Raw genomic sequence first — 6,302 nt, 5'->3', positions numbered from 1 at the left:
AGGCGCGCAGCGCCGAGCACGATGGGCCTCTCGACACCGGCTTAAAGCGCCCCGAAGGCGACCGAACCAAAAGAGGTGCGCGGCGCCTTTTCAACGCTGGCCCGGCTACGCGGCGCCTACCCAACACCGGCCCAGCTACGCGGCGCCTCAGCACCCCCACCAACTCAAAGCTTGACGATCATCTTCCCCGTGTTGTCCCCCCGCAGCTGCCCCAGGAACGCCTCAAGGTTGTTCTCGATCCCCTCGACGACGGTCTCCCGGTACTTCAGCTCCCCAGAAGAGACCCACCCCCCGACCTCCCGCACGAACTCCGGCTGCAAGTCGTAGTGGTCGCCGACGAGGAACCCCTCGATACGCCCCCGGGTCTGAATGAGCCGCCCGAGGTTCTTGGGCCCGGCCACGGGCTCAGTGCTGTTGTACACAGAGATCATCCCGCAAATGGCAATGCGCCCACGCTCGTTGAGCGACCCGATAGCGGCCTCAAGATGCTCACCGCCGACGTTGTCGAAGTACACATCGACACCGTCCGGAGCGGCCTCGCGCAGCTGCTGACTCACCGGCCCGTTCTTGTAGTTGAAGGCGGCGTCGAACCCGTACTCCTCCACAAGCAGCTTGACCTTGTCGTCGGACCCGGCGGATCCAACAACCCGGGACGCACCCTTGAGCTTGGCGATCTGCCCCACCTGACTACCCACCGCACCGGCAGCACCCGAGACGAACACCGAGTCCCCCTCCTTGAAGGAGGCGGTGCGCAGCAGCCCGGCGTAGGCGGTGAGGCCGGTCATGCCGAGGACGCCGAGGTAGGTGGAGAGCGGGGCGAGGTCGGGGTCGACCTTGACGGTGCCCTTGGTGTCGATGGTCGCGTACTCGCGCCACCCGCCGAAGTGCAGAACGTGGTCGCCGACGGCGAACCCCTCGGCGTTGGACTCGACGATCTCGCCGACCGCGCCGCCCTGCATGACCTTGCCGAGCTCGAAGGGGGCGACGTACGACTTGGCGGCGCTCATCCGGCCGCGCATGTACGGGTCGACGGAGAGGTACTTGTTCCGCACCAGCACCTGGCCCTCGCCCGGGGTCCGGGTCTCGGTCTCCACCAGGGCGAAGTCCTCGGGCTTCGGCCAGCCGACCGGGCGGCTGAGCAGGTGCCATTCGCGGTTGATCATCACAAGCGCCTTTCTTCGTGTCTCCGTGCGGGTTTCCCTGCGGGTTTCCGTGCGGGTCTCCGCGCAGGGAGCCCAAATACTTCAGTACCTGAAACAACCATGCCTCTGAATATTTCATGATGTCAAGTAACGGGGTACGCTCGACGCATGGCCACACCCGAAAAGACGCGCTCCGACAAGACGCGCCGCGCCGACCCCGTGACCCTGGAGGTCGTCGAGCTGATCGGCGATGTCGTGGCGCGGTTCTACGAGGACTACGAGGCGGCGGCGGGCGACCACTCGCTGACCGGCGCGCAGGCGCGGCTGCTGAGCCTGCTGTCACTGGAGCCGCTGCCGATGCGCAAGCTGGCGCAGAAGCTGAAGTGCGAGCCGTCGAACGTCACCGGGATCGTGGACAGGCTGGAGACGCGAGGCCTGGTGGAACGCCGCCCGGATCCCGCCGACCGGCGCGTGAAGCTGGCGGCGGCGACGGACGAGGGGCGCCGGGTGGCTCGTAGCCTGCGGGAATCTCTCCGATTCGCGCGAGAACCACTCGCAGGACTGTCGGACGACGAACGACTGGCCCTGCGCGGCTTGCTACGACGGATGCTGGAGATCTGACCCGGCCGCGCCCAAACCGTCCTCCCGCACCCAAACCATCCTCCCGCGCCCGCGCCCGAGCCAGGTGGCTCAGGGGCACAACAGGATCTGTTCGCACGTCTCCGAAGGTGACGGCGTCGGGCTCGCGTCCGAGGACGACGACTCCGAGGACGGGGTGGCCGTCGGGTCGGTGGCGGCGGGCGGGTCGACGGTGGACGTCGACGCGGGGGATGTGGTGCCGGCGCCCGTCGTCGGTGTCCGCGATCCGGCGGGATCCCGTGTGCTCTTCCCGGACCCCGACGGCGACGCGATCCGGGACGCGGAGGCATCCGGGGACGCCGAGCCCGTGCCGGTTCCCACGGTCTCCGTGTCGTCCAGGGGCTCGGCGGTGCCGCTCGCGTCCGAGGACGCCCCGACCTCCGCCGACGCGTCCCCCGACGCCGAGGACTTCGGGGCCGAGAACGGCGCGTCGGTGCCCAGCTCTGCCAGGCTCAGGCCACCGCCCGCCAGCACGAAACCGGCCACGACGAGCAGCACCCGGCGCCGCCGTCGGCGGTGCGCAGCGGCCTTGCGATCGCGACGACTCGCACCCGCCGCCTCCGGTCCCTCGCCGTCGCCGACGCCCGCTCTGTCGCCGGCGCCCGCTCTGTCGGCCTCGCCACCGCCGTCGCCCCGGCCGCGTCCGCGGTTCTTCCGCCGCGCGGCGCGCCCCTGGCGTTCGCCGCCCTCACCGTCTCCCTCGTGCGCGTCCCGGCCCTCCTCCGAGGCTCCGTCCGTTTGCGAACGCACGTCAACTCCACGCGTGTGCGCGGGAGTCGACTCGCCCGGCGCTTCGGCTGATGCGCCGCACCCCGGGCACGCGAGAGCGCCGTTCAGGTGCCGGCCGCAGGGGTGGCAGTAGTCCATGACGCCGGAAGAGTAAGTTCCCCCCAGGTGACGTTCATAGCCACCGCTGTGAAAATTGTGCAAGGAACCGCGCGCCTGACCGAAACGTCGGCCGAAACCCTTGCCGAACCGTTACGCGTTCGACCCATTGACACTCCCGCCCCGCCGTCCTTACTGTCTGCCCAGCATTTCGAACGTGAGCCGAAATTTCGAACAGCAGCACCGAAGAGCACAGGGGGCATCTGCCGTGCGCATCACGGGAATCAGCACGCACGTGGTCGGGACGCCATGGCGCAATCTGACGTACGTCCAAGTGCACACCGACGAGGGCGTCACAGGCGTCGGCGAGACCCGGATGCTGGGCCACACCGACGCGCTGATCGGTTACCTGCGCGAGGCCGAGGCAAACCACATTCTCGGTTCCGATCCGTTCGCCGTGGAAGACCTCGTACGCCGGATGAAGTACGGCGACTACGGCCGTGCGGGCGAAATCGTGATGTCCGGCATCGCCGTCATCGAGATGGCCTGCTGGGACATCAAGGGCAAGGCCCTGGGCGTGCCGGTGTGGCAGCTGCTCGGCGGCAAGGTCACCGACAAGGTGAAGGCGTACGCCAACGGCTGGTACACCACCGAGCGGACCCCGGAGGCCTATCACAAGGCCGCCCAGGGGGTCATGGAGCGCGGCTACAAGGCGCTGAAGATCGACCCGTTCGGGACCGGGCACTTCGAACTCGACCACGAGCAGACCCTGTACGCCGTCTCGCTCATCGAGGCCGTACGGGACGCGATCGGCCCGGACGCCGAGTTGATGCTGGAGATGCACGGCCGCTTCTCGCCCTCCACCGCCGTACGGCTCGCGCACGAGCTCGCGCCGTTCAAGCCGGCCTGGCTGGAGGAGCCGTGCCCGCCGGAGAACCTGAAGGCGCTGGAGAAGGTCGCCGCCAAGGTGGACATCCCGGTCGCCACGGGTGAACGCATCCACGACCGCGTCGAGTTCCGCGAGCTGTTCGAGAGCCAGGCCGTCGACATCATCCAGCCGGACGTCGGTCACATCGGCGGCATCTGGGAGACCCGCAAGCTGGCCGCGACCGCGGAGGCGCACTACGTCCTCGTCGCCCCGCACAACGTCGGCGGGCCGGTGCTGACCGCCGCCTCCCTCCAAGTCGGCTTCTCCACCCCGAACTTCAAGATCCTGGAGCACTTCAACGACTTCGCGGACGCGGAGATCAAGAAGGTCGTCAAGGGTGCCCCGCAGGTGATCGACGGCTACTTCCACCTCTCCGACGCGCCCGGTCTCGGCGTCGAGCTGGACGTCGACGCGGCGGCCGAATTCCCGCAGCAGCAGGCCCGGTTCGACCTGTGGGCGGACGGCTGGGAGCAGCGCAAGCCGAAGGGCTCGAAGTGAGCACGGCGGTCGTCATCGCGGGACCGGGCGAGCACCGGCTGGTCCCGCACACACCGCGCGAGCCCGGACCCGACGAAGTTCTGGTGCGCGTCCACGCGGTGGGCATCTGCGGCAGCGACCGCGAGGTGTACCAGGGCAACAGGCCGGAAGGGTACGTCCGTTACCCGCTCACCCCGGGCCACGAGTGGTCCGGCACGGTGGAGGCGGTCGGTGCAGGGGTGCCGTCAAGTCTGGTCGGCCGCAAGGTGGTTGGGGAGGGCTTCCGCAACTGCCAGGTCTGCGACCGCTGTCACTCCGGCGAGACAACGTTGTGCTCGGCGGGCTACGAGGAGACGGGCTTCACCCAGCCCGGCGCGATGGCCACCACCCTCACGCTCCCCGCCCGGCTGCTCCATGTCCTCCCGGACGAGGCCGACTTGACGGCGGCGGCGCTGCTGGAGCCGGCGGCCTGCATCGCGGCGGCGGCACTGAAGGCGAACGCGCGGCCGGGTGAACGCGTGGCTGTCGTGGGCACCGGAACGCTCGGCATGTTCGCGATCCAGTTCCTCAAGGCGAACTCCCCCGCCGCGCTCCTGGTCGTGGGCTCCCGCCCGGACCGCGCGACCCTCTCCGAGCAGTTCGGCGCGACGGACTTCCGTACCAAGAACGAGCAACTCCCGGACGACTTCGACGTGGTGATCGAGACGGCCGGTTCGGCGGACGCGGCCCGTACGGCGGCCGCCCTGCTCCGGCGCGGCGGACGGCTGGTCCTGACCGGCATCCCGGCGCCGGGCGCGGAGGGTCTCGACCCGACCGATCTCGTCGTACGGCAGCTGGAGGTGCACGCCGTCTTCGGGGCACCGCCGGACGCCTGGGCGCACACGGTGCGGGTGTTCGGGGCGGGGTTGCTCGATCCGCTCGCCCTGGTCACCCATGAGCTGCCGCTCGCCGAGTTCCCGCAGGCCATCGAGCTGGTGGGGTCCGGCGATCCCAAGGTCGGCAAGGTGCTGCTGCGGCCGTAGGAAACCCCTAGCCGTACGTCGGCACGGGGTGTCCTGACCATCCCGTGCCGACGTACCACCACAGTTTTTCCGTACCCCGAGCCGCGAACCGCGTCCGAAATACCGAACACGAAGGACAGCCAGTGACCGACACCGCCACGGCAGCCCGCAGGCCCGGGGAGCAGGCGCTCGCCGCGCTCGGCCTGGGCGCGCCCGCCCTCGACCCCGCCGACGCCTCGCCGCACACGTTCCCCGGCGGCGGTCGCTGGCGCACCGAGATCCCCTCCTGCGAGGGTCCCGAGGCGCTGGCGGTCATCCTCAAGGAGTCCTCGCGCCTCGACGTCCCGATCCACCGGATCAGCCAGGGCAGCGGTGTGTGGATGCTGACCGACTCCGAGATCACCGAGATGGTCGAGGCGTCGGCCGAACGCGACATCGAGCTGTGCCTGTTCACCGGTCCGCGCGGGACCTGGGACATCGGCGGCTCGGTCCGCTCCGACTCGCGCGGCGGGGGTCTGCGGGCCCGGGGCCACGACGCGGTCGCCGGTTGTATCGAAGACGCCGTGCGGGCAACGGAGTTGGGCGTCAAGTGCCTGCTCGTCGCCGACGAGGGTGTGCTGTGGACGTTGCACCGGGCGCGGGTCGCCGGGATCATCCCGGCGGACACGACGCTCAAGGTCTCGGCGCTGATCGGGCCGGTCAACCCGGCGGCGTACGGGGTCTACGAGCAGTTGGGCGCGGACTCGCTCAACGTGCCCAGCGACCTCACGCTCGACCATCTCACCGAGATCCGGCGCGTGTCGGCGGCGCCCATGGACATGTACATCGAGGCGCCGGACGACCTCGGTGGCTACATCCGGATGTACGAGGTCGCGGAGCTGATCCGCCGCGGGGCCCCGCTGTACCTGAAGTTCGGCCTCTCCAAGGCCCCCGGTATCTACCCGTGGGGCACCCACCTCCGTGACGTCACCCTCGACACGGCCCGCGAACGGGTCCGCCGGGGCCGACTCGCCCTCGACCTGCTGGCCCGCCACGGCGCGGACGGCGACATGGCTCCGCTGGGGTCCAGGTTGCCGGGGTCTTTGAACCGTTTCCCGGTCGAGAGTGCCACGGACTGACCGACGGGGACTGCGGGTCCGTTGTGGCTGGTCGCGCAGTTCCCCGCGCCCCTCTTGACTCACCCTGCGCTTAAGGGCACATCCGTGACTCGAAGAACACCGAGGGTCCGCGATTTGCCGTCGCCTCTGCCGCATGGACGGACTTCGTGCACTTGCTGGAAGAGGTGTGATG

General features: G+C 69.6%; 7 protein-coding genes. 5 read left to right on the top strand and 2 right to left on the bottom strand.

The genetic code is table 11. The annotated features are described in order from the left end of the window. Window positions 1-164 precede the first annotated feature (164 nt). On the bottom strand, window positions 165-1,163 hold the full coding sequence (locus ACWIHT_RS47080) for an NADP-dependent oxidoreductase (protein WP_456174805.1): 999 nt from the start codon (window positions 1,161-1,163) through the stop codon (window positions 165-167). Window positions 1,164-1,310: 147 nt separating this feature from the next. Between ACWIHT_RS47080 and ACWIHT_RS47075 the strand changes: the two genes are divergently transcribed. Further along, entirely contained in the window at window positions 1,311-1,763 is a 453-nt protein-coding gene (locus tag ACWIHT_RS47075) for a MarR family winged helix-turn-helix transcriptional regulator (RefSeq protein WP_456174804.1), read from the top strand. Window positions 1,764-1,832: 69 nt separating this feature from the next. On the opposite strand, the gene ACWIHT_RS47070 is transcribed toward ACWIHT_RS47075, so the two are convergent. After that, window positions 1,833-2,648: an SCO2400 family protein gene (locus ACWIHT_RS47070; protein ID WP_456174803.1), complete on the bottom strand. Its 816-nt coding sequence runs from the start codon at window positions 2,646-2,648 to the stop codon at window positions 1,833-1,835. 226 nt (window positions 2,649-2,874) lie between these two features. Here ACWIHT_RS47070 and ACWIHT_RS47065 point away from each other — a divergent pair, with 226 nt between their 5' ends. From ACWIHT_RS47065 to ACWIHT_RS47050, 4 genes are all read left to right on the top strand, one after another. After that, the gene (locus ACWIHT_RS47065) at window positions 2,875-4,032 is read left to right on the top strand and encodes a mandelate racemase/muconate lactonizing enzyme family protein (protein ID WP_019067075.1); all 1,158 of its coding nucleotides are present in this window, start codon (window positions 2,875-2,877) and stop codon (window positions 4,030-4,032) included. Then, the gene (locus tag ACWIHT_RS47060; RefSeq protein WP_456174802.1) at window positions 4,029-5,033 is read left to right on the top strand and encodes a zinc-dependent alcohol dehydrogenase; all 1,005 of its coding nucleotides are present in this window, start codon (window positions 4,029-4,031) and stop codon (window positions 5,031-5,033) included. Before ACWIHT_RS47065 ends, ACWIHT_RS47060 begins: the two co-directional genes overlap by 4 nt. Window positions 5,034-5,155: 122 nt before the next feature. Further along, on the top strand, window positions 5,156-6,130 hold the full coding sequence (locus tag ACWIHT_RS47055) for a hypothetical protein (protein WP_456174801.1): 975 nt from the start codon (window positions 5,156-5,158) through the stop codon (window positions 6,128-6,130). A gap of 80 nt (window positions 6,131-6,210) precedes the next feature. Next, window positions 6,211-6,300: a DUF397 domain-containing protein gene (locus ACWIHT_RS47050; RefSeq protein WP_456174611.1), complete on the top strand. Its 90-nt coding sequence runs from the start codon at window positions 6,211-6,213 to the stop codon at window positions 6,298-6,300. The last annotated feature ends 2 nt before the right edge of the window (window positions 6,301-6,302 follow it).

The sequence above is a fragment of the Streptomyces sp. NPDC002276 genome, assembly GCF_053891435.1.
This window is presented reverse-complemented; position numbering and strand designations above follow the sequence as displayed.

Excerpts from the sequence above, each read along its gene's own strand:
- ACWIHT_RS47070 (WP_456174803.1), bottom strand. The coding sequence starts at position 2,648 with ATGGACTACTGCCACCCCTGCGGCCGGCACCTGAACGGCGCTCTCGCG.
- ACWIHT_RS47075 (WP_456174804.1), top strand. The coding sequence starts at position 1,311 with ATGGCCACACCCGAAAAGACGCGCTCCGACAAGACGCGCCGCGCCGAC.
- ACWIHT_RS47080 (WP_456174805.1), bottom strand. The coding sequence starts at position 1,163 with ATGATCAACCGCGAATGGCACCTGCTCAGCCGCCCGGTCGGCTGGCCG.